13 protein-coding genes and 2 riboswitches are annotated in these 20,747 nt (G+C 70.3%); of the genes, 8 read left to right on the plus strand and 5 right to left on the minus strand.

Translation table 11 applies throughout. The features are described from left to right. Positions 1 to 9 precede the first annotated feature (9 nt). From DFS13_RS08735 to DFS13_RS08765, 7 genes are all read left to right on the plus strand, one after another. Positions 10 to 5,019: a non-ribosomal peptide synthetase gene (locus tag DFS13_RS08735; protein WP_111441638.1), complete on the plus strand. Its 5,010-nt coding sequence runs from the start codon at positions 10 to 12 to the stop codon at positions 5,017 to 5,019. Next, complete coding sequence (locus DFS13_RS08740; RefSeq protein ID WP_046337228.1) at positions 5,009 to 6,046, plus strand: GNAT family N-acetyltransferase; 1,038 nt, start codon at positions 5,009 to 5,011, stop codon at positions 6,044 to 6,046. The genes DFS13_RS08735 and DFS13_RS08740 overlap by 11 nt, the downstream gene beginning before the upstream one ends. Before the next feature lie 32 nt (positions 6,047 to 6,078). After that, positions 6,079 to 7,455: a lysine N(6)-hydroxylase/L-ornithine N(5)-oxygenase family protein gene (locus DFS13_RS08745; RefSeq protein ID WP_062910648.1), complete on the plus strand. Its 1,377-nt coding sequence runs from the start codon at positions 6,079 to 6,081 to the stop codon at positions 7,453 to 7,455. A gap of 22 nt (positions 7,456 to 7,477) precedes the next feature. Then, the gene (locus DFS13_RS08750) at positions 7,478 to 9,745 is read left to right on the plus strand and encodes a TonB-dependent siderophore receptor (protein ID WP_111441639.1); all 2,268 of its coding nucleotides are present in this window, start codon (positions 7,478 to 7,480) and stop codon (positions 9,743 to 9,745) included. Positions 9,746 to 9,830: 85 nt separating this feature from the next. Then, complete coding sequence (locus DFS13_RS08755) at positions 9,831 to 10,670, plus strand: N(5)-hydroxyornithine transformylase PvdF (protein WP_034201792.1); 840 nt, start codon at positions 9,831 to 9,833, stop codon at positions 10,668 to 10,670. Next, on the plus strand, positions 10,670 to 11,686 hold the full coding sequence (locus tag DFS13_RS08760) for a GNAT family N-acetyltransferase (RefSeq protein ID WP_111441714.1): 1,017 nt from the start codon (positions 10,670 to 10,672) through the stop codon (positions 11,684 to 11,686). Before DFS13_RS08755 ends, DFS13_RS08760 begins: the two co-directional genes overlap by 1 nt. Before the next feature lie 157 nt (positions 11,687 to 11,843). Then, positions 11,844 to 13,007 (plus strand): M20 aminoacylase family protein, encoded by a 1,164-nt coding sequence (locus DFS13_RS08765; RefSeq protein WP_069352056.1) that lies wholly within the window; start codon positions 11,844 to 11,846, stop codon positions 13,005 to 13,007. A 215-nt stretch (positions 13,008 to 13,222) separates the two neighbouring features. Here the strand turns inward: DFS13_RS08765 and DFS13_RS08770 are convergent, their stop codons facing one another. The 5 genes from DFS13_RS08770 to DFS13_RS08790 all read right to left on the minus strand — a co-directional run bounded on the left by DFS13_RS08770 (position 13,223) and on the right by DFS13_RS08790 (position 18,905). After that, positions 13,223 to 14,527, minus strand: a complete 1,305-nt coding sequence (locus tag DFS13_RS08770) for a cobyrinate a,c-diamide synthase (RefSeq protein ID WP_111441640.1) — start codon at positions 14,525 to 14,527, stop codon at positions 13,223 to 13,225. A gap of 2 nt (positions 14,528 to 14,529) precedes the next feature. Beyond that, positions 14,530 to 15,132, minus strand: a complete 603-nt coding sequence (cobO, locus tag DFS13_RS08775) for a cob(I)yrinic acid a,c-diamide adenosyltransferase (RefSeq protein ID WP_006476035.1) — start codon at positions 15,130 to 15,132, stop codon at positions 14,530 to 14,532. Between the two features lie 35 nt (positions 15,133 to 15,167). Continuing rightward, entirely contained in the window at positions 15,168 to 15,545 is a 378-nt protein-coding gene (locus tag DFS13_RS08780) for a cobalamin biosynthesis protein (RefSeq protein WP_006496449.1), read from the minus strand. Then, positions 15,542 to 16,351, minus strand: coding sequence for a uroporphyrinogen-III C-methyltransferase (gene cobA / locus DFS13_RS08785; RefSeq protein WP_230205685.1), 810 nt, complete (start codon positions 16,349 to 16,351; stop codon positions 15,542 to 15,544). The genes DFS13_RS08780 and cobA overlap by 4 nt, the downstream gene beginning before the upstream one ends. A gap of 108 nt (positions 16,352 to 16,459) precedes the next feature. Next, positions 16,460 to 16,697, minus strand: a riboswitch (cobalamin riboswitch). A gap of 69 nt (positions 16,698 to 16,766) precedes the next feature. After that, complete coding sequence (locus DFS13_RS08790) at positions 16,767 to 18,905, minus strand: TonB-dependent siderophore receptor (RefSeq protein ID WP_111441641.1); 2,139 nt, start codon at positions 18,903 to 18,905, stop codon at positions 16,767 to 16,769. A gap of 152 nt (positions 18,906 to 19,057) precedes the next feature. Beyond that, positions 19,058 to 19,324: riboswitch (cobalamin riboswitch) on the plus strand. A 330-nt stretch (positions 19,325 to 19,654) separates the two neighbouring features. Here DFS13_RS08790 and cobW point away from each other — a divergent pair. Continuing rightward, positions 19,655 to 20,743, plus strand: a complete 1,089-nt coding sequence (gene cobW, locus DFS13_RS08795) for a cobalamin biosynthesis protein CobW (RefSeq protein ID WP_048986551.1) — start codon at positions 19,655 to 19,657, stop codon at positions 20,741 to 20,743. The last annotated feature ends 4 nt before the right edge of the window (positions 20,744 to 20,747 follow it).

Raw genomic sequence — 20,747 nt, forward strand, 5'->3', positions numbered from 1 at the left:
GGACGACGGATGACGAAGGTGCAACCCGACTGGCTCGCGCTCGCGACGCGTTTCGCGCAACTGCCCGACGCGCAGCGCGCGGTCTTCATCGACAAACTCGGCGCGGCCGGCATCGACTTTCGCGTGCTGCCGATCCCGCCGCGCACGCCGCGTACCGACCGCGTGCCGGCGTCGTTCGCGCAGACGCGGCTGTGGCTGCACGCGCGGCTGATCGATGCGCCGGACGCGTATCACATCACCGAGCGCCTGGCGCTGACGGGCCCGCTCGACGTACATGCGCTGCGCCTCGCGTGCGACGCACTGATCGCGCGCCATGAAGCGCTGCGTACGACTTTCGACGAAGCGCAGGACGGCGTCGCGCAGACGATCCACGCACCGCTGCGCTGCCCGTGGCGCGAAACCGATCTCGAAGCGTTGCCGGACGCGCAACGCGTAGCGCGCGCGGAAGCCGTCGCGACGGCCGACGAGGCCGAACCGTTCGATCTCGGCACGGCGCCGCTCGTGCGCGCGCATCTGGTGCGCTTCGACGCGACGCATCACTGGCTCGCGCTGACCGTCCATCACATCGTGTCGGACGGCTGGTCGTCGGGCGTGATGCTGTCCGAACTCGCCGCGTTCTATCGTGCGTATGCGTCGGGCGAACCGGTGCCGCTCGCGCCGTTGCCGATCCAGTATGCCGACTACGCGCTGTGGCAGCGCCGCTGGCTCGATGCCGGCGAGCGCGACCGTCAGCTCGCGTTCTGGCGCGAACGGCTCGATCCGCAGCGCGGTGTGCTGACGCTGCCCGGCGCGAGCGCCCGGCCGGCCCGGCGCAGTGCGCGCGGCGCGCGTCATGTGTTTTCGCTCGACGCGCGCCTCGGCGCGCAGCTGCGCGCGTTCGCGGCCGCATCCGGCGCGACGCCGTTCGCGGTGCTGCTCGCCGCGCTCGATGCGCTGCTGGCGCGCGCGACCGGCGACGCGCGGATCTGCGTCGGCGTGCCGGCCGCGAACCGCGAGCGCGCGGAAGTCGCCGGCCTGATCGGCTTCTTCGTCAACACGCTGGCGATCGACGTCGACGTGCCCGCGCACGGCGATTTCTCGTCGCTGGTCGAACGCACGCAGCGCGCGCTCGTCGACGCGCAGATGCACCAGGACGTGCCGTTCGAACAGGTGGTCGACGCGCTCGGCGTGCCGCGCAGCGCGAGCCACCATCCGCTGTTCCAGGTGATGGCCGCGTATGGCGAACGCCGCGCGCTGCCGGCGCTCGGCGCGGCGTCGGCCGCGTTGCTGCCGTCCGGCACGCCGTCCGCGAAGTTCGACCTGACGCTGTCCGTCGAAGCGACGCCGGACGGCACCTTCGACGCCGCCTTCATCTACGCGCTCGACCTGTTCGATGCGGACGCGATCGCACGGCTGGCCGCGCGCTTCGTCACGCTGCTGACCGATGCGCTCGCGCGTCCCGACCTGCCGATCGGCGATCTCGACTGGCTGCCGGCCGACGAACGTGCGCAGCTGTTCGCATGGAACGCGCCGGCCGGCGCGACCGATGCCGAGCCGTTCGTGCCGGTGCATGCACGCATCGCCGCGCATGCGCACGCACGGCCCGACGCACGCGGCGTCGCCGACGTCGATCGCGCGTTGACGCGCAGCGAAGTCGATGCCCGCGCGGCGCGCCTCGCACGCCATCTGGTGGCGGCCGGCGTGCGGCCCGAGATGCGCGTCGGCGTCGCGCTGCAGCGTTCGGTCGACCTGCTCGTCGCGCTGATCGCGGTGCTGAAGTCGGGCGCCGCGTTCGTGCCGCTCGATCCGGCGCATCCGCGCGAACGGCTCGCGCAGATCGTCGGCGACGCGAACATCGCGCACGTGCTGACCGACGGCGCGAGCGCCGCGTCGTTGCCCGAATTGCCGGAACTGCGCGTGTGGCGCGCGGACGCAATCGATACGCTCGACGAAGCCGCGCACGTCGCGCTGCCGGACGTGCTGCCCGGCCATGCGGCGTATGCGATCTACACGTCGGGTTCGACCGGCAAGCCGAAGGGCGTGATCGTCGACCACGCGTCGTTCGCCCTGCATTGCGCGGCGATCGCCGAGCGCTACGGCGCGGGCGAGAACGACGTGTTCCTGCTGTTTCAGTCGGTCAATTTCGACGGCGCGCACGAAGGCTGGTTTTCGCAATACATGTCGGGCGCCGCGGTGTCGGTGACGGCCGACGTGCTGTGGCCGCCCGCGCAGACCTGCGCGATGATGATGCGCGACGGCGTGACGATGACCTACGTGCCGCCCGGCTGCGCGGCACAGCTCGCCGAATGGGCGCTCGCGCACGGCGCACCGCCGACGCTGCGTTCGCTGACCGTCGGCGGCGAGGCGACGTCGCGCGAGGCGTTCGCGATGCTGCGCCGCGCGCTGCCGAATGTGCGCGTGGTCAACGGTTACGGCCCGACCGAAACGGTCATCACGCCGACGCTGTGGATGTTCCGGCCCGGCGACGATCTCGCGAAACTCGGCGATGCCGCGTATCTGCCGATCGGCACGCTGGTCGGCGCGCGCACCGCGCACGTGCTCGACGCGCGGCTGCATCCGCTGCCGGTCGGCGTGATCGGCGAACTGTACCTGGGCGGCGAGGGCATCGGCGTCGCGCGCGGCTATCTCGATCGCCCGGCGCTGACGGCCGAGCGTTTCGTGCCCGATCCGTACGGCGCGCCGGGCGCGCGGCTGTACCGTACCGGCGACCTCGTGCGGCGCCGCGCGGACGGCGTGTTCGATTTCATCGGCCGCGTCGATCACCAGGTGAAGCTGCGCGGCCTGCGCATCGAACTCGGCGAAATCGAAGCGCAGCTCGCCGCGCACGACGCGGTGCGCGAAGCCTGCGCGGTCGTGCACGGGCAGGGCGCGCTCGCGCAGCTCGTCGCGTATGTCGAATTGACCGCGGAGGCGCAGGCGGCCGCGCAGCCGGTCGAAGCCGCGACGCTCGACGCGCACCTGCGCCGCACGCTGCCCGATTACATGGTGCCCGCGCAACTGATCGTGCTCGATGCGCTGCCGCGCAACGCGAACAGCAAGGTCGACCGTGCGCGGCTGCCGGCGCCGGTGCGTGTCGAACGCGCGTACGAGGCGCCGCACGACGGCGACGAAGCCGCGCTCGCGGCGATCTGGTGCGACGTGCTGAACCTGGAACGCGTCGGCCGCGGCGATCACTTCTTCGATCTCGGCGGCCATTCGCTCGCGGCCGTGCGTGTCGCGACGCGCGTGGCCGAACGGCTCGGCCGCGACGTGCCGGTGCGTGCGCTGTTCGAGGCGCCCGTGCTCGCGCAATACGCGCGGCAGGTGGCCGATGCGCCGCGCGCCGCGCATACCGGCGCCACGGCGCCAGGCGTCGCCGTGGTCAAACCGGACGCCCACGGCGTGTGGCCGCTGTCGCCCGCGCAGCTCGGCCTGTGGTTCCTGTGGCGCGCGCAGCCGGACAGCGCCGCGTACAACATTCCGGTTGCGTTGCGCGTGCGCGGGCCGCTCGATGTCGATGCGCTGCGCGCCGCGTTCGCGGAGGTGGCCGCCGGGCATCCGGCGCTGCGGGCACGGCTCGTCGTCCGCGACGGCGCGCTGCCGGGCCAGCGGATCGACGCAGACGTTGCCGTCGCGCTGCCGGTGATCGACCTGTCGACGCAAGCCGATGCACTGGCCCGCGCGGCCGCGCTGACCGATGAGGATGCGCTCGCGCCGTTCGACCTCGCGACCGACGCGCCGCTGTGGCGCGCCCGCGTGCTGCGGCTCGCGGCGGACGATCACGTGCTGTCGGTGACGATCCACCACATCGTGTCGGATGGCGAATCGATCGAGCTGTGGCTCGACGCGGTGCGCGCCCGCTATGTCGCCCGCGTGCAAGGCAGCGCCGTGCCGGCCGACGAAGCCGATCAACCGGCCGTCCAACTGGCCGTCCAACCGGCCGTCCCGCTCGTGCTCCCCGCGCCGTGCCATCCGGCGCGTGTCGCGTACTGGCGCGATGCGCTCGCCGATCTGCCGTCGCGCGTGCTGCCACAGCGCGCCGACGCGCCGGCGGTGCCGCAATGGCGCGCGGCCCGCATCGCGTTCGAATTCGATGCGCAGCTGATTCGCGCGGCACGCGACGCCGCGTCGGCCTCGCACGCGACGTTGCCGATGCTGCTGCACGCGGCGCTCAACACCGCGCTGTTCCGCGCGACGGGCGTGGCCGACCAGCCGGTCGGCGTGCTCGCGTCGACGCGCGAGCTCACCGGCGACGCGGCCCGCGCGGCGCTCGGCCTGTTCATCAACTCGGTCGTCGTGCGCACGCGGATCGACCCGGCCGCGCGCCGCGCGGACGTGCTCGCGCAGGTGCGCGACATGGCGCTCGCCGCGTATGCGCATGCCGACGTGCCGTTCGCCGACGTCGTGGCCGCGCTGCGTGCGCCGCGCGCCGCGCAGGCCAATCCGCTGTTCCAGGTGATGTTCAACTACCTGCGCCCGACCGGTGCCGCCGCACGCGACTGGGCCGGCCTGTCGCTGACCGAATTCGACGACGTGCGCCATCGCGTCGTGTTCACGCTGGAGCTGGACGTCGTCGAGCATCCGGACGGCCGCGTGAGCGCCGCGTTCTCGTATGCGGACGAACTGCTCGCGCGCGACTTCGTCGAGGCGCTCGTCGAGCTGTACCACGACGAAGTCGCGCGTTTCGCCGGCGCGTCGGAAGCGGCGCTCGGCGCGCCCGATGCCCGTGCAGCCGCGCAGGCTGCGTTCGGCGCCCACGCCAACGCGGTAACGCGGCCCGACGCCATGCCGTCGCATGCGGCCGCCGTGCTCGCCGCGCTGTGGTCGGACACGTTCGCGACGGCCGCCCCCGAGCCCGATGCGGATCTGTTCGAAGCCGGCGCGACGTCGTTCGACGTCGTGCGCTTCGTCGACGCGGCCGGCCGCGCCGGCCATGCGCTGACGGTCGCCGACGTGTTCGCGGCGCCGACGCTCGCGGCACTCGGCGCGCGGCTCGATGCCCAGGCGGAAACGGGACAGGAGGCGCGCCATGCTGGCTGAAGTCCGTCCGGACGGATTCACGATGCTCGATACCTACCGCCTCGCGTTCGCGGACGGCCTGTTCGCCGTGCGCGACGGCGCGGAAATCCGCGTCGCGCACGGCGACGGCATCGGCGCGCAGTTGCTGCGCGCGCAGCTCGGCGACGACGGCGCGCTGCGCCTCGTCGCCTACAACCATCGCGCGGCGCCGGCCGACCAGCGGCGGGCGCTGCTGGCCGCACTGGCCGCGGCGTTTTCGGACAGCGCGTGCCACGCGGCGATCCGGCTCGACCCGGCCGCCTGGCCGGCGGTCGCGCTCGACGCGCTGCGTGCGAGCGGCGTGCTCGCCGACGGCGGCCGCTGCCTGCGCGATGGCTGGGCGCAACAGGCCGACCTGTGGCGCGTCGGTCTGCATTTGCCGTGCGCGACGCTGCCGACGATCACCGACGGCCGGCGTCATCCGCGCCGGCCGCCCGCGCCGCGCGGCGAGGTCTACGCGCGCGACCTGCCGGCGCTCGGCGTGCGCTTCACGCTGCGCGGCTGGCAGCCGGCGGAGGACGCCGAGCGGCTCGCCCGCTGGTTCGACGAGCCGCGCGTGCGCGACGGCTGGCCGGGCGCACCGCCCGCGCAACGCGGCGCGGAAGACCGGCAGCCGCAGGAAGCCGATCCGCATGTGACGCCGCTGATCGGCTGTTTCGACGGCGAGCCGTTCGCGTATTTCGAGGCGTTCTGGCTGAAGGAGGACGCGCTCGGGCCGCACGTCGCGGCGTGCGACTACGACCGCGGGCTGCGGATGCTGGTCGGCGAGTCGCGCTGGCGCGGCCCGCACCGCGTGGCCGGCTGGCTGCCGTCCGTCGTGCATTACCTGTTTCTCGACGACCTGCGTACCGAAGCGGTCGGCTGTGCCGTGCCGGCCGGCCACACGCGGGTTGCCGACCATCTCGCGCGGCATGGCTTCGCGCGGCAGCGCCGTCTCGCGCTGGCCGACGCGCAGCCGCTGTGGATGCGCACGCTGCGCGAGACGTTCTTCTCCGGCCGTCACGTCTGACGGGCCGGATTCACCGACAAGGGAGCTGAGACATGCAGAGAGAAACCGTATTCGACCTGATCGGCGTCGGCTTCGGGCCGTCGAATCTGGCGCTGGCCGTGCGCCTCGCGGAGCGCGGCGGCGCGCACACGCTCGCCCATTGCTTCGTCGAGCGTCAGCCGGCATTCGGCTGGCATCGCGGGATGCTGCTCGACGACTGCCGGATGCAGATCTCGTTTCTGAAGGATCTCGTCACGATGCGCGATCCGAAAAGCCGCTACACGTTCATCAACTACCTGTTCGAACGCGGCCGGCTGAACGAATTCGTCAACCTGAAGAACTTCTATCCGACCCGCGTCGAATTCCACGACTACCTGAGCTGGGTAGCCGACGCGTTCGACGATCGCGTCCACTACAGCGAAACGGTGCTGGGAATCGAGCCGGTGCGCGGCGACGGCGCGAGGATCGACGCGCTGCGCGTGCTGTCGCGCGACGCGGCCGGCCACGAGCGCCAGCGCGTCACGCGCGCGCTGTCGGTCGGCGTCGGCGGCACGCCGGCGATTCCCGATGCGTTCGCCGCGCTCGGCCGCGACCGCGTGATCCATTCGTCGTCGTACCTGACCGACATCGACCGGCTCGTCGCGTCGCCCGACGGCGAGCGCCGCCGCGTCGCGGTGATCGGCGCCGGGCAGAGCGCGGCCGAGGTGTTCATCGACCTCGCGCGCCGTTTCCCGCACGTCGACGCGAACCTCGTGATGCGCGCCGGCGCCCTGAAACCGGCCGACGACAGCCCGTTCGTCAACGAAATCTTCAGCCCCGAATTCACCGACGTCGTCTACGCGCAGCCGCAGGACGCGCGTCGCGCGCTGCTCGAGCGCTATCGCGACACGAACTACGCGGTGGTCGACCGGCCGCTGATCGAACAGATCTACGAAATGCTGTACCTGCAGCGCATCGACGGCACGCCGCGTCACGCGCTGCTCGCGAACAGCGCGATCGAGGCCGCGGTGCGCACCGCCGACGGCCGTATCGAGCTGACGCTGCGCGACCGGATGAGCGGCGCCACGCGCGTCGAGCGCTTCGACGCGCTCGTGCTCGCGACCGGCTACCGCCGCGACACGCATTCGGCGCTGCTCGAAGGGCTCGCGCCGCATCTGGGCGACGCGCTCACGCGCGGCGACGTGACGCGCGACTACCTGCTCGCGACGCCCGAGCACTTCGCGCCGCGCATCTACCTGCAAGGCTGCTGCGAAGACAGCCACGGCCTGTCCGACACGCTGCTGTCGGTCCTGGCGCGCCGTGCGGACGAAATCTGCGCGTCGCTCGAAAACGGGATCGCGCCCGCGCACGATGAAGGCGTGGCCCGGGCCACGCACGAAAAACGACTGAATAACGGGGTGAGCGCAGGCCGGATGGCTTTCGCTCTTTGACAAAGGCGCGGTCGGAGACCGCATGAAAAAACTGGAGCAGAAGAAGATGGAGTGGGCAACAGGCACGCGTTTGCGTGCGATCGCAGCCGCGGCAAGCGTGGCGTTCGGTACGGCGGCGGCAGGGCACGCATACGCCCAGACGGCGCCGGCCGTGAACGCGGGCGCCGCGGCGTCGGCCAGCAGTGCGCAAAACGGCGCGACGACGAATCCGTCGACCGGCGCGCAAAACGGCACGCTGCCGGCGATCACCGTCAACGCGGCCTCGGCAGGAGACGGCACGGTCGGGCTCGTCGCGAAGCGCAGCACGACCGGCACCAAGACCGACACGCCGCTCAACGAGATCCCGCAGACGATCAACGTCGTCACCGCGCAGCAGATCGAGATGACCGGCGCCACCGACGTGAACGCGGCGCTGCGCTACGTGCCGGGCTTCTCGTCGTACGGTTCGGACAACCGCTCCGACTGGTACGCGGCGCTGCGCGGCTTCACGCCGACCGCCTACGTGAACGGGCTGCAGGTGCCGAACACGATCAACCTCGCGAGCTGGCGCGTCGATCCGTACATGATCGACAGCATCAGCGTGCTGCGCGGGCCGACCTCGGTGCTGTACGGCGCGGGCGATCCGGGCGCGATCATCGACGTGCACACCAAGCTCGCCGACGGCGAGCGCGTGCGCGAAGCGGGCGTGCAGATCGGCAACTACGCGCGCAAGCAGTTCATGATCGACGTCGGCGACAAGCTCGACCCGGACGGCAAGTATGCGTACCGGTTCGTCGGCGTCGCGCGCGACGGCAACGCGCTGACCGGCCCGAACAACGACCAGCGCGTCGCGCTCGCGCCGTCGTTCCGCTGGCGCCCGGACGCCGATACGTCGCTGACGCTGTCCGCGACCTACCTGCAGGACTGGGGCGACATCTCGTCGAACTTCCTGCCCGCGCAGGGCACCGTGCTGCCGAACCCGAACGGCCAGATCAACAAGGACATCTACGAAGGCGACGGCAACTTCAACTACTACCGCAAGAAGCAGTGGTCGATCGGTTACCAGTTCGAGCGCAACCTGACGCCGGCCTGGACGTTCCGTCAGAACACGCGCCTGATGCACCTGTCGCTCGACAATGCGTCAGTGTTCGCCAACGGCTTCGCCGGCGACAGCCTGACCGACGTATCGCGCTGGGCCGGCCTGTTCCAGATGAACTACAGCCGCTTCGACATCGACAACAACCTCGAGGGCCGCTTCGCGACGGGCCCGCTGCAACATACGCTGCTGCTCGGCTTCCAGTACAACCGCCAAACCGCGACCGACAGCGAATGGCTCGCCGCCGCGCCGACGCTGAACCTCTACAACCCGGTGTATACGCCCGTCACGATGGGCGTGTTCTCGGATCCGGACGCCACGAGCCGCACCAACACGTACACGACGATGAACACGTTCGGGCTGTACGCGCAGGACCAGATCAAGTGGAACCGCTGGACGCTGACGCTCGGCGGCCGCGAGGACTGGGTCAACATGCGGCAGGACGACCGCGCGGCGGGTACGTCGACGAAGGCGGACGTCACGGCGTTCACCGGCCGCGTCGGCCTCACGTACCAGGGCGATTACGGGCTGTCGCCGTACATCAGCTACGCGACGTCGTTCAATCCGCTGATCGGCGTGAACCTGCTCGGCGGCGGGCTGCCGCAACCGACGCGCGGCAAGCAGATCGAAGCCGGCCTGCGCTGGCAGCCGCCCGGCAAGAACCTGATGCTGAACGCGGCGATCTACCAGATCAATCAGACCAACGGGATCACGCCGGCGCTGCCGAGCCAGGATCCGGGCGGCACGAAGTCGGTGCAGTCGGGCGAGGTGCGCTCGCGCGGGATCGAGTTGAGCGCGACCGGCAAGGTCACGCCGAACCTGTCGGTGGTCGCGTCCTATGTCTACCAGGACGTGAAGGTCATCCAGGCCAACGACGTCACGCTGAACAACTGGCCGGTCGACATTCCGCGGCCGCGCCAGATGGCGTCGCTGTGGACCGACTGGACCTGGCACACGGGGCCGCTCGCCGGCTTCGGCCTCGGCGGCGGCATTCGCTACCAGAGCGCGTCGGCCGGTGCGGCCGACAACTCGCTGACGGTATCGAGCGTCACGCTGTTCGACGCGGGCGTGCATTACGACACGCGTAACTGGCGCTTCGCGGTGAACGGGACGAACCTGTTCAATCGCCACTACATCAGCGGTTGCCAGTCGATGAACGTCTGCATTTTCGGGACCGACCGCACCGTGATCGCAACCGCGAAATACAACTGGTGACGTCGCGCGCCGCGGCGCGCCGGCCGGCCTCGCGGCCGGTGCAGGTGGGCCGCGGCGGCGCCGTCCGCTTTTCCACGACGCATCCATGCCGAAGAAAAATCTCGTCTACATCCAGTCGCTGCGCAACGGCGCGGCCGATCGCGCCGGCCAGCCGGTCGCTTATCGCGGCGGCACGCGCTACATGAAGGCGCCGCTCGAATTCCTCGTCGAGCGTCTGAACGATTCGCCGCTCGGCGAACGCTACACGCTCCAGGGCGTGATCGTCGACGACGACGAAGGCTCGCCTGCCGACCGCGCGAAAGTGGCCGACTACGGGTTCGCGCGCACGCCGGGCCGCCCGTGGATCCTGCCGGAAGGCCTGACGGTGCAGGGCCGGCCGGTCGACGCGCTGTTCTGTTCGATCCCGTCGACGTACCGGCGGCTGCCGCGCGACGCACGTGAGCGCGTGGCCGGCAAACAGGCGTTCGAGCGCCGCCTGCTCGAGCGCCTGCTCGAACTCGACGCCGACATCGTCGTGCTCGACGGGCTGCTCGTGATCCTCGACGAACTCGTGCGGCCGGGCGCGCGTTTTCACCGGCGCATCGCGAACATCCACCCGGGCATCACGGCCGACGGTTCGCCGTACCAGCGGCGCGGCGCATGGGCGACGCTCGACGCGCTGCACGGTGCGCGCGGCGAACGCGTCGACTGGGCCACCGGCGCGACGTCGTCGATCGAACCCGTGACGATGACGGGTGCGTCGTTCCACTACGTCGACAACGGTATCGATTCCGGCGAGGTGATCTGCGACGTGCTCGACACGCCGATCGCGCCGGACGACACGATTCTCGAGCTGCGCTGGAACAACTTCCAGCGCAGCCTGTTTCCGGCGCTCGAGCGCGGGCTGCACGTCCTCGCCGATCGCCATGACGCGGGAGCATGCTGATGCAAGACACGCTGACGAAACCGGCCGGCGCAGCCAACGCCGTCGAAGGTGAAGTGGCCGCGGCGCTCGACAGCGCCGCGCACGGGCAGGCGGCGGCCGTCGTCGAGCATGCGCTCGACGCGTGGCGGCCCGACGACGCGCCGGACGCGCTGCTCGCGACGTTCGTCGCGCTGTTCAACACCGACACGCGGCACGACGCGGCGACGATCTCGGTGCCGCTCGGCGGCGCCGATGCGACGGCCGTCGCATCGTACGTCGCGCGGGCGGTGCGCGAAGGCGTGATCGACGGCGCGCAGGTCGCGGGCGACACGCTGCGGCTCACCGTGTCGCGCACGACGTTCTGGCAGAACCCGCGGCCGTGGCTGAAGGCGCCCGCGTCGGGCGGAATGCCGCTGCGCTACGCGATCACGAACGGCCATCGGCATCCGGTGCGGCCGCCGTCGCCGGCCGGCGAGATCTATGCGCGCAGCATGCCGCAGGTCGGGATGACGTTCAGCCTGCGCACCGTCGACATCGACGCCCACGCGGACCTGTTCAGCGGCTGGATGAACCTCGACCGCGTCGCGCATTTCTGGGACCAGCGCGGCACGCGCGACGAGCACGCGGCGTATCTGGCCGAACGGCTGGCCGATCCGCACATGCACCCGATGATCGGCTATTTCGACGACACGCCGTTCGGCTATTTCGAGTTCTACTGGGCGAAGGAGGACCGCCTCGCGCCGTTCTACGACGCGCACGACTACGATCGCGGGCTGCACCTGCTGATCGGCGATTCGCGTTTCCAGAGCGCCGGCAAGCTGCACGCATGGTGGAGCGGGGTGTTGCACTACATGTTCGTCGACGAACCGCGTACGCAGCGGCTCGTCGGCGAGCCGCGCGTCGATCACGTGCGGCATATCGCGTACATGCACCGGCTCGGGTTCTACACGCTGAAGGAATTCGATTTCCCGCACAAGCGCGCGGCGCTCACGGTGATCGAGCGCGATACGTTCTTCGACACCTTCCGGTTGCCGTGACGGGGCGGGGCGCGCGGCGTCGATGCGACGGCGTGCGCGGCCTTGCAACAGGTAGCAACCATGAGTTGCCACCACGACGACTTTCCGTCTGCCCGGTTGCCGTCGAATCGACTATCGTTGCCTGCATGTTCCCCATCGCACATCAGGAGACGACACCGTGACGCACAGCGTGATCCCCGCAGGCCTCGCCGACGAAATGATCGAGATCCGGCATCGCATCCACGCCCATCCCGAGCTGGGTTTCGAGGAATTCGCGACGAGCGATCTCGTCGCGGAGCAGTTGCAGTCGTGGGGCTACACCGTGCATCGCGGGCTCGGCGGCACCGGCGTCGTCGCCCAGTTGAAAGTCGGTGACGGCAAGCGGCGCCTCGGCCTGCGCGCGGACATGGATGCGCTGCCGATCCACGAGGCGACGGGCCTGCCGTACCAGAGCACGATCGCGGGCAAGATGCACGCATGCGGCCACGACGGCCATACGGCGATGCTGCTCGCGGCCGCGAAGCACCTCGCGCGCGAACGCCGCTTCTCGGGCACGCTGAACCTGATTTTCCAGCCGGCCGAGGAAGGGCTCGGCGGCGCCAAGAAGATGCTCGACGAAGGGCTGTTCGAGCAATTCCCGTGTGACGCGATCTTCGCGATGCACAACATGCCGGGCTTCCCGACCGGCAAATTCGGCTTTCTGCCGGGCTCGTTCATGGCGTCGTCGGATACCGTCGTCATCGACGTGCAGGGCCGCGGCGGCCACGGCGCGGTGCCGCATCGGGCGATCGATCCGGTCGTCGTGTGCGCGCAGATCGTGCTGGCGCTGCAGACGATCGTGTCGCGCAACGTGTCGCCGCTCGACATGGCGATCATCACGGTCGGCGCGATCCACGCGGGCGAAGCGCCGAACGTGATCCCCGATCGCGCGCAGATGCGCCTGTCGGTGCGCGCGCTGAAGCCCGACGTGCGCGACCTGCTCGAAACGCGCATCAAGGAGGTCGTGCATGCGCAGGCGGCCGTGTTCGGCGCGAGCGCGACGATCGACTACCAGCGCCGCTATCCGGTGCTCGTGAACGATGCGGAGATGACGGCGTTCGCGCGCGGCGTTGCCCGTGAATGGGTCGGCGAAGCCAACCTGATCGACGGCATGGTGCCGCTCACCGGCAGCGAGGATTTCGCGTTCCTGCTCGAGAAGCGGCCGGGCTGCTACCTGATCATCGGCAACGGCGACGGGGAGGGCGGCTGCATGGTGCACAACCCCGGCTACGACTTCAACGATGCGGCGCTGCCGACCGGCGCGTCGTACTGGGTGAAGTTGGCCGAGGCGTTTCTGGTGTGACTGGGGATGCAAGAGATGCGGCACCGGGCCGACTATCGGCCCCGCTTTGGAGAAGCGAAATGGATGAAACCCTCGACGTCATCCGTGTCCCGCATCAACCGATGGACATCGAACGACATCTGTAGCTGCGCACGTCGGCTGCCGTAATCGCTGCAAAGCGCTGCTCGATACCGACAGCATTGCGCCACGTCGACGCGGACACGGCACCGATCAGTCTAGAACGCTTCCCCGCTGAACAACGCCACGACCGCAGCCGGATTCGACGGCCAGTACATGTGCATGTACGTCGCGACGATCGCGCCGCTGCGATAGACGGCTTCGCCGCTGCCGGCCTCGCCGTCGGGGCGGGCGGCGGTCGCGACCGGCACCAGCGGCGTCTCCAGCCGCGAATAGTGAAACGTATGTCCGCGCATCGGTCCGGTGCGCGTATCGAGTCGCTGCATGCCGAGCGCCGCGAACCGGCGCTGCATCGTCGCATGGCCCCGAAGCACGCCGAGCATCGGCGTCGTCAAGCCGTCCACGTCGGTCAGCGATTCGCACAGATACACCATCCCCCCGCATTCCGCGACGATCGGCCGGCCAGCGGCCGCATGCGCGCGAATCGTCCGTGCGGGCGCGGCATTCGCCGCCAGCGTCGCCGCATGCAGTTCCGGATAGCCGCCCGGCAGGAACAGCGCGTCGCACTCGTCGGGCACGGGTTCGTCGGCAAGCGGCGAAAAGCACCGCAACTGCGCACCGAGCGCGTCCAGCAATGCGAGATTCGCCGGATAGATGAACGAAAACGCCGCATCGCGCGCCACCGCGATCCGCTTGCCGGCCAGCGCACGCGGCAGCGGCGCGGCCACGTCCGGCTCCGCGAACGCGACGGCCGGCGGTAACTCGGCCAGCGCCGTCTGCGCGAGCACATCGGCCGCGCGCTCGAGCCGCGCGTCGAGATCGTCGATGTCGGCCGGCTGATGCAGGCCGAGATGGCGCTCCGGCAGCGCGATGCCCACATCGGCCGGCACGTGGCCGAGCCAGCGCAGATCCGCGGGCAGCGCCTGTTGCAGCAGCTCAGCGTGCCGCGCCGAGCCGACGCGGTTGGCCAGCACGCCGTGAAACGGCAGCTCCGGCCGGAACCGTGCGAGCCCGAACGCGATTGCCGCGAACGTCTGCGCCATCGCCTTCGCCGAAATCACCGCGACGACCGGCACGCCGAACGCGGCCGCGAGATCGGCGCTGCTCGGCGTGCCGTCGAACAAGCCCATCACGCCTTCGATCAGGATCAGGTCCGCGTCGCGCGCGGCGTCGGCGAGCAGCGCCCGGCAACCGGCCTCGCCGACCATCCCGAGGTCGAGCGCGTGCACCGGCGCGCCGCTTGCCCGTTCGAGCAGCATCGGATCGAGGAAATCGGGCCCGGTCTTGAACACGCGTACGCGACGGCCGAGCCGGCGGTGCAGCCGCGCGAGGCCGGCCGTCACCGACGTCTTGCCCTGGCCGGACGCGGGCGCGCTGACGAACAGCGCGGGGCAGGCCGGCATGCTCAGAACTCCACGCCGCGCTGCGCCTTCACGCCTTGCTCCTTGTACGGATGCTTGACGAGCCGCATTTCGGTGACGAGGTCGGCCGCATCGATCAGCGCATCGGGCGCGTGCCGCCCGGTGACGACGACGTGCACCGACTCCGGACGTGCGACGAGCGTGGCGAGCACTTCGTCGAGCGGCAGGTATTCGTACTTGAGCACGGTGTTCAGCTCGTCGAGGATCACCATCCGGTAGTCGCCGCTTTCGATCATCCGGCGCGCCTCGTCCCAGCCCTTGCGCGCGGTCGCGATGTCGGCGTCGCGGTTCTGCGTGTTCCACGTATAGCCGTCGCCCATCGTCACGAAATCGCATTCCGCGACCGCGCCGAGGAAGTCGCGCTCGGACGTATGCAGCGCCCCCTTGATGAACTGCACGACACCGAGCCGCATGCCGTGGCCGAGCACGCGCACGGCCATCCCGAACGCGGCCGTGCTCTTGCCCTTGCCGTTGCCGGTGTGGACGATCAGCAGGCCTTTCTCCTGGGTGGCGGCGGCCTGCTTTTTCTCGTGGCCGGCGCGGCGGCGTTCGGCCATCCGCTGATGGGATTCGGAATCGGTCTTCATCGGGAATCGTCCTGTCGAAAGCGAAACAAGGGTTTTCAGAGCGGGCCGGCAAGCGCGACCGTCACGCCGTCCCGGATGGATTTGGGGCCGAGCAGCCGGCCATGCGGCGCGGCGAGCTGCGCGCACGGCTCGGCCACGCCCGCGATGCCGAAGCGGGCCAGCGCGGCGTCCGACGGGCCGCTCGCGGCCAGTTCCGGACGACTCGCGAGTTGCGCCGCGTCGAACGCGACGAGCGGCCAGCCGCGGCGCGCGCACAGCGTGCGCAGCGCACGGGCGCGAGCCTTGTCGACGAGCGTCGCGACGAGCGCCGGTTCGGCGGCCGGATAGCGCGCGAGCGCGGCGCGGATCGCGGCATCGAGTTGCGCGGCCGTGACGCCGGCGCGAAAACCGACACCGAGCGCGACGCGCATCATGCGTGGCCGCCGAGCGCCGCACGCACCGCCGGATCGTCGGCGAGCGCCGCGACGCGGCCGATCACGACGATCGCCGGCGATCCGATGCCGGTTTCGCCGACGCGCGCGACGAGCGTATCGAGCGTCGCGTGGACGTGGCGCTGTTCGGGCCGCGTGGCGTTCTCGATCGCCGCGCACGGCGTGTCGCCGGGCAGGCCGCCGTCGCGCAACGCCGCGGCAATCGCGTCGAGCCGGCGGATACCCATGTAGACCACGATCGTCATGCGTGTGGCCGCGAGCGCGCGCCAGTCGGGCTCGTCGGCCCCCGCGCCGTGGCCCGTGACGAAGATCACGCCCTGCGCGTCGCCGCGGTGCGTGACCGGGATGCCGAGCGCGGCCGGCGCGGCGATGCCCGCGGTGATGCCGCTGACGACTTCCACCGGAAAGCCCGCCGCGCCGAGCGCGATCAGCTCCTCGCCGCCGCGGCCGAACACGAACGGATCGCCGCCCTTGAGCCGTGCGACGCTGCGGCCCGCGCGCAGGTGCGCGAGCATCGCGGCGACGATCGCTTCCTGCGGCGTCGACGCATGGCCGCCACGCTTGCCGACGTGCTCGATCAGCGCATCGGCGCGCGCATGGCGCAGCACGTCGGGGTTCACGAGATCGTCGACGAGCAGCACGTCGGCCGCGCCGATCGCGCGCACGGCCCTGAGCGTCAGCAGATCGGCGTCGCCGGGGCCGGCGCCGACGAGCCAGGCGCGGCTCATCGCGCGCGGCACGGCGCGCACCGTGTCGAAACAGTGGAACAGGAAAGGCGGGCGGCGCATCGGCGGCCGGCGGACAGGCAGTGCATGGCGGATCGGGCGAAACCCGCGCGAACGCGGGGGAATGCGCACCCGGTCCGTCCCCCGCGGATCGGGCGTTCGGCGAGCAGCGCGCTCGCCCCTTGCGTCGGCCGGTATCCGGGCTGGCCGCTTGCCAGACCGCAGCCTTCCCGCCCGGTTGAAGGGCAGTGGCATCGCGGGCGGCCTGGGCGCACGCGCGAGGAAGCGCGTGGCGCGGGCGGCGTACCGTTGCGGGGACAGCACAGGCCGGGCGGATGTCCGCCTCCTGTTTCCCGTTTAACTGCATGCACCGAATGCGCATGCGAGCACCGAACGCGGCGCATACGATAGCACAGGCCTGCAACGCGCAAGCCGCCCGGCGGAGCGGCTGCGCGGGGCGCCGGCGCCGCCCGCGAGGTCAGAACTTGTATGCCGCCGTCAGCGTGAACGTGCGTGGCGCGCCGGGCACGATCTGCGCGAGGCCCGTCGCATTCGCGTAGTAGTCGCGATCGGCCAGGTTGACGGCCGCCAGCGTCACCTCGAGGTCGCGCGTGCGATAGCCGGCCTTGCCGTCCCAGCGAAGGTACGCGGGCAGTTCGAGCAGGTTGTCGCGATCGGCGTAACGCGCGCCCTCGTACACGACCCCGAGTTCGGCGAAAAACCCGCGCAGCGGCGCATGGCTGACGAACAGGCTGCCGTTCGACGCCGACACGCCCGCCGAGCGCTTGCCCGCATACTTCGGCTCGGCGTCGACCACCCGCGCGTGTTGCCAGCCGATGCCGCCGCGGACGAACCAGTCGCCCGTGAGCCGGCCGGCGACGCCCAGTTCCAGGCCACGATTGCGTTCGAGGCCGGTGAGGTCGAAAAAGCCCGGGCGAACCGGGTCGGCGATGCGGCGGTTGTACAGGTCGAGCTGAAACAGCGCGAGCGTCGTGCTCAGCGCGCCATCGCGCCAGTCGCTTTTCACGCCGATCTCGTATTGGCGCGTGTATTGCGGGCCGAGATCGTTGGCGTTGCCGCGCGCGTCGGGCGTGATGCCGATCAGGTCGCCGCCGACCGGCGCGAAGTTCTTGCTGTACGACGCATACAGGCTGTGCGCGCCGACCGGCGACCATACGACGCCGAGCCGCGGGCTCCATGCCGTCGTCGTGCGCCGCGCATGCAGACCGTTCAGCGCGTTGGTCGAATCGACGTCGAAACGTTCCGCGCGCAGGCCGCCGAGCAGCTTCCACGCTCGCCCGAGGTCGACGCGATCCTGCGCGAACAGCGCGTAGTCGCTGACACGGTGACGGTTCATCGCGTACGGGCGCGGCGTCGAGCCGACGAGGGCGAAGCGATCCGGTCCGGTCACCGGAACCGGCGCCGCGTCGGCCTGCCAGAGCGCCGGCGTGCGCTTCTGCCAGCCGTATTCGATGCCGAACAGCAGGTGATGCAGCGCCGGACCGGTCGCGACCTTGCCGCCCAGTTCGACGCCGGTCTGCACGTTGAGCTGCGTCATGTCCTGCAGGTAACGTGCGCGTTGCACGCGCCGGTAGTCGCGCGGCTTCGCGACGTAGCTTTGCGTGACGTAGGTATTGTCGAAGGTGCTGCGCAAATCCAGCACGCCGAGCGTATGGCGCAATTCCCAGTCGCCGTCGAGCGCATGCGTGAAGACCGAGCGCCAGTTCATGGTCTCGTCGCGGATCGTGTCGCGGCCCGCCGCGCCGAAGAAGGTTGCGCGTGGCGCGGACGGCAGCGAGAACGCGAGCGGCTTGCCGGCCGCATCGACGGCGGCGACCGGCGCCGGCATGCCGCGATCGGGCACGCGTCGGTACGTGTCGTATTCGAACTGCAGCAGCCAGCTTCGCCGCGCGTCGTGCCACTTGATCGACGGCGCGACGAACTGACGCGTACCGTCGACGTGGTCGCGGAAGCTGCCGGCGTGTTCGTGTCCCGCATTGAGCCGCATGCTCCACGCGCTGGACAGCATCCGGTTGAGATCGACCGACGCGCCGAGCCGTCCGTAGCTGCCGGTCGTCGCCGACACATGTCCGAAGTTTTCCGGCAACGGCTGCTTGGTGATCCGGTTGATGACGCCGCCGCCGCTGCCGCGCCCGTACAGCGCGGCAGCCGGCCCCTTCAGCACCTCGACGCGTTCGATGTTGCCGAGGCTGCGTACGTATTGCGCATCGTCGCGCATGCCGTCGAGCAGCAAGTCGCCCGCGCTGGAAAAGCCGCGAATGCGGAACGAATCGAAGCGCGTGTCCGACGTATTCGACACACCGGGCACGCCGGCCAGTGCGTCGGCAAGCGTGCGGCCGCCATAGGACAGCGTTTCCTCGACCGAGACGCTGTCGATGGTTTGCGGTACGTCGCGCGGATCGCTCGCGGTGCGGGTCGCCGTGCTCACGCTTTCCGCACGCGGATCATTCGGATGACGGCGGCTGTGCACCTCGACCGCTGGCAGTTCGTCGTCGAACTCGGCCGCCGCGGCAGGGCAGGAAGCAACGCCGGCAATCGAGCACAGCGACAGGGCCAGCACAGGAAAACGCCGCCCGGATATCTGTCGTTTCGACATGGAAATTTGAGGATGACTGAGTGATTGCCTCACATGGCCGTTGCGCGGTGGTTCGTGTTGTTCTCGGGTGAAGTTTATCTCGTGTAGTTGAAAACGACAATCATTCGCGTTCGTCGCCGGCCGCTCGCCTTGACGCTCCCCGCACCGCCGCCTACACTCGCACGCGTTTTGGTGCTCGCGCGCGCCGCTCCGGCGTGCGCAGTTAAACGGGAAACAGGGAGCCTGCCTGCGCCGCAGTCGAGCCAACCTGTGCTGCCCCCGCAACGGTAAGCGAACGCGTCGCGCGCAAGCGCCACGCAGCGCCGCTTCGCCGCATGCCGCGCGCATGCGGACGACCGCCACTGGATGCCGCGCGTATCCGGGAAGGCGAAGCGGCGTGTTCGTCAGCCCGGATACCGGCCTAAACGTTTGGGGTTCAGCGCCGCGGGGAGGCGGCGCATCGTCCACGGCCGCCGCAGGCCCGACGCCCGGTGTTTCCCGCTGTTTGCCCCGATCCGCCCGCCGCGCGAACGCGCCCGGGCCGGCACGGCGAACAGCAGGCGACACGGGCTACGCACGCGGCAGCCGTGTTGGCATTCACGATGTCGACCGTTCGCAAGGAAGCACCATGTCCGATTCGTTGTCCCGCCCGCCGCGCGGCTGTCCGCGCGGATCACGCGGCGAGCTTCCCGCGCACCGCCCGCTGAATTGCCGCGCCGCCGACGACGCGACGATCCCGTCCTGATTCCCTCTTCGACACCGGACCTACCATGACCCTACGCAAGCTGCCCGTCACGATCGTCACGGGCTTTCTCGGCAGCGGCAAGACGACGCTGATGCGCCACATCCTTCAGCACGCCGAAGGCCGCCGCATCGCGGTGATCGTCAACGAATTCGGCGAGCTCGGCATCGACGGCGAAATCCTCAAGGGCTGCGGGATCGGCTGCGACGATGCCGACGGCGCGCAGGGCGAGGCAACGGGCCAGCTGTACGAACTCGCGAACGGCTGCCTGTGCTGCACCGTGCAGGAAGAGTTCTATCCGGTGATGGAAGCGCTCGTCGAGCGCCGCGCGGACATCGATCACGTGCTGATCGAGACGTCGGGCCTCGCGCTGCCGAAGCCGCTCGTGCAGGCGTTCAACTGGCCGACGATCCGCAACAGCTTCACGGTCGACGCGGTCGTGACCGTCGTCGACGGGCCGGCCGCCGCGAGCGGCCAGTTCGCGGAAAACCCGCAGGCCGTCGACGCACAGCGCCGCGCCGATCCGAACCTCGACCACGAATCGCCGCTGCACGAACTGTTCGCCGATCAACTGTCGTCCGCCGATCTCGTGATCGTGAACAAGGCCGACCTCGTCGGCGACGCCGAGTTCGCGCAGATCGAAACCGCGATCCGCGACGAAATCCCGCCGCAGGTCAAGATCGTGCGCGCGACGCGCGGCGAGCTCGACCTCGCGCTGCTGCTCGGCCTCGAATCGGCGTCGGAGGAAACGATCCACCTGCGTCACGACCATCACGGCTCGGCCGACGACGGCGATCACGATCACCATCACGACGATTTCGATTCGGTGGTGGTATCGGGCGACGCCGGCACGCGCGAAGCGACCATCGCCGCGCTGCAACGTGTCGTCGAAGCGCACACGATTTACCGCGCGAAGGGCTTCGCCGCGCTGCCCGGCGCGCCGATGCGGCTCGTGATCCAGGGCGTCGGCCGCCGCTTCGACAGCTATTTCGACCGCCGCTGGCAGGACGGCGAAACCCGCGCGAGCCGCTTCGTGCTGATCGGCGAGGATCTCGACGCGGCCGCGCTGCAACGCGCGTTCGACGCCGCGTGCGCGGCCGAGCCGCAACAGGCGTAACGCA

This window comes from Burkholderia sp. 28_3 (genome assembly GCF_003253915.1).
In the GTDB taxonomy this organism is placed as follows: domain Bacteria; phylum Pseudomonadota; class Gammaproteobacteria; order Burkholderiales; family Burkholderiaceae; genus Burkholderia; species Burkholderia cenocepacia.